Annotated in this window: 3 protein-coding genes and 1 pseudogene; 2 read left to right on the top strand and 2 right to left on the bottom strand. The window is 72.6% G+C overall.

What is annotated here, in order from left to right; all coding sequences use genetic code 11:
* Positions 1–206 (bottom strand): annotated as a pseudogene (locus AX685_RS23120) (hypothetical protein); the annotation flags it as partial.
* Between the two features lie 141 nt (positions 207–347).
* Complete coding sequence (locus AX685_RS09505) at positions 348–833, bottom strand: GAF domain-containing protein (RefSeq protein ID WP_066487915.1); 486 nt, start codon at positions 831–833, stop codon at positions 348–350.
* A gap of 179 nt (positions 834–1,012) precedes the next feature.
* Here AX685_RS09505 and AX685_RS09510 point away from each other — a divergent pair, with 179 nt between their 5' ends.
* Both AX685_RS09510 and AX685_RS09515 read left to right on the top strand, forming a co-directional pair.
* Positions 1,013–2,260 (top strand): AtzE family amidohydrolase, encoded by a 1,248-nt coding sequence (locus AX685_RS09510; protein ID WP_231738746.1) that lies wholly within the window; start codon positions 1,013–1,015, stop codon positions 2,258–2,260.
* The coding region (locus AX685_RS09515; protein ID WP_331710165.1) for a solute carrier family 23 protein at positions 2,257–2,528 on the top strand (272 nt) is incomplete at its 3' end. The genes AX685_RS09510 and AX685_RS09515, both read left to right, overlap by 4 nt.

Below are 2,528 nucleotides of genomic sequence, written 5' to 3' on the forward strand. Positions count from 1 at the left end.
CACCAGCGGCCGCCGATCTGACCGCCCCAGCGCGGCCCGTGCCATGCACGGGTGCCGTTCCACTGGCCCCGGTTCCACTGGCCCCGATCCGACGGGCCATGCCGGCCGCCGTTCCACGTTGTCGCACCCGGCGCCGTCTGCGCCACGGCGGGTGCGCCGGCAGCAAGCGAGAGTGAGGCGACGGCGGCGATCGGCAGCAGGCGCATGGGCGCAATCCTTCCCCTGAAGCAACCCGGCCGCAACGCGCCCGTGGTGAACGGGTTGCTTACCATCGTGACACCACCGCAACCAGAGCCGCGCACCCCGCGCGATCTGTCCCGTTTTGGGGCGAGGCTGTGGTCAGTCGCTCAACCGCGCAGTCGCGGGGCGAGCAGCGCCATCATCGCCTCGCACCCCGCCGCGTCGGTCGCATCGAACCGTGCGGGCAGGGGACTGTCGAGATCGAGGACGCCGATCAGCCGATCGCCGTCGAGGATCGGCACGACCAGTTCCGACCGGCTCGCCGCGTCGCACGCGATATGCCCCGGAAAGGCGTGGACGTCCTCCACCAGCTGGGTGCGCCGCTCGGCGGCGGCGGTGCCGCATACGCCCTTGCCCAGCGGGATGCGGATGCACGCCGCCTTGCCCTGGAACGGCCCCAGCACCAGTTCGTCGCCGACCATCCGATAGAAGCCGGCCCAGTTCAGGTCGGGCAGATACTGGCCGATCATCGCGGCGGCATTGGCCATGTTGGCGATCGCATCCGGCTCGCCCGCGGTCAGCGCGTCGAGCGCGGCGGTCAGTTCGCGGTACAATTCCGCGCGGTCGGTCGTGGCGATGTCGAAGGCGTACATGCCGCCGTAGCTAGGCGCACCTGCCGGAAAGTCCAGCCGCGCGGTCAGGCAGCGGTGCGCAGCTGGCTGAGGAAGGTCGCGACGCTGCGGTCGAGCCGCGAGAGCGTCTCGGTGAGGTCGAGCGCGACCCCGTCCAGCCGGTCGGCGGCATCGTGCCCGGCAGCGATCGCCGAGCGGGTATCGCCGACCGATGCGGCGGCGGTACGACTTTCGGCGGCGATCCCGTCGATCCCGGCGCGGATGCCGTCGATGCCGCGGTGGCGGCGGGGCGCGATCCGGGGCCGCTGGCGGGCGTGCCCTATGGCGTGAAGGACCTGTTCGACGTTGCGGGCCTGCCGACGACCGCCGGGTCGGCGCTCTATGCGGACGCGCCGCCCGCCGCGCGCGATGCGGAGGCGGTGCGGCGGATGCAGGCGGCGGGCGCGGTGCTGGTCGCGACGCTGAACATGGACGAATTCGCCTATGGTTTCGCGACGATCAACGCGCGCCACGGCACGACGCGCAACCCGCACGCGCCGGACCGGCTGGCGGGCGGATCGTCGGGCGGTTCGGCGGCGGCGGTGGCGGCGGGAGTCGTGCCGCTGGCGCTGGGATCGGACACCAACGGATCGGTGCGCGTGCCCGCCAGCCTGACGGGACTGTACGGGCTGAAGCCGACGCACGGCGCGCTGCCGATGGCGGGGGTGTTCCCGTTCGCGGCGAGTTTCGACGATGTCGGCCCGTTCGCGGGCAGCGCGGCGGACATGGCGCTGGTGTGGACGGTATTGGCCGGGCAGGACGTCGGCACCGGCGCACCGCCGCGGCTGGCGCGGCTGGGCGGGCGGTTCCGCGAGAATGCCGACGCCGACCAGATCGCGGCGATCGACGCGCTGGCAGCGGGGGCGCCGCTGCTGGAACTGCCCGATATAGCGCGTGCTCGCTCGGCGGCGTTCGTCATCACCGCTTATGAGGGCGGCGCGCTGCATCGCGATGCGCTGGCGCGGGATGCGATGGCGTTCGATCCCGCGGTGCGCGACCGGTTGATCGCCGGCGCGCTGCTGCCGCGCGCGCTATATGATGCGGCGTGCGCGTTCCGCGATGCATTTCGCGCTGCGGTGGATGCGCTGATCGCGGACCATGACGTGCTGCTGGCACCGGCGACGCCGTGCGTGGCGCCGCGGATCGACGATCCGTTCATCACCATCGACGGCCGGCGCGTGCCGGCGCGCGCGGACCTGGGCATCCATACCCAGCCGATCAGCTTCGCCGGGCTGCCATCGCTGGCGGTGCCGCTGCGGCGCGTGGGCGGGGCGCTGCCGATCGGCGTACAGCTGATCGGACGGCGCGGGGGCGAGGCGGCCTTGCTCCGCGCGGCGGCGGCGTGGGAGGATAGCGGGCTGATCGGTGCGACCGCGCCGGTCATCGAAGACGTGGGGGAATGGGCATGACGGGGGTGCTGGAACGACGGTTCGCGCTGGCGGAGCGCGGCACGTCGGCGCGGACGGAGGTGCTGGCGGGGTTCACCACCTTCCTGACGATGGCGTATATCGTGCTGGTCAATCCGGCGATCCTGGGACAGGCCGGGATGCCGGTGGCGGGGGTGGCGGCGGCGACCTGTTTCGCGGCGGCGTTCGCCTCGATCCTGATGGGGCTGTCGGCCAACGTGCCGCTGGCGCTGGCGCCGGGCATGGGGCTGAACGCCTATTTCAGCTTCAC

It is taken from the genome of Sphingomonas sp. CCH9-F2 (genome assembly GCF_001556735.1).
Classification (GTDB): domain Bacteria; phylum Pseudomonadota; class Alphaproteobacteria; order Sphingomonadales; family Sphingomonadaceae; genus Sphingomonas; species Sphingomonas ginsenosidimutans.

Bases quoted from the DNA above. Each gene is read 5' to 3' on its own strand.
- AX685_RS09505 (WP_066487915.1), bottom strand. From the start codon at position 833: ATGTACGCCTTCGACATCGCCACGACCGACCGCGCGGAATTGTACCGC.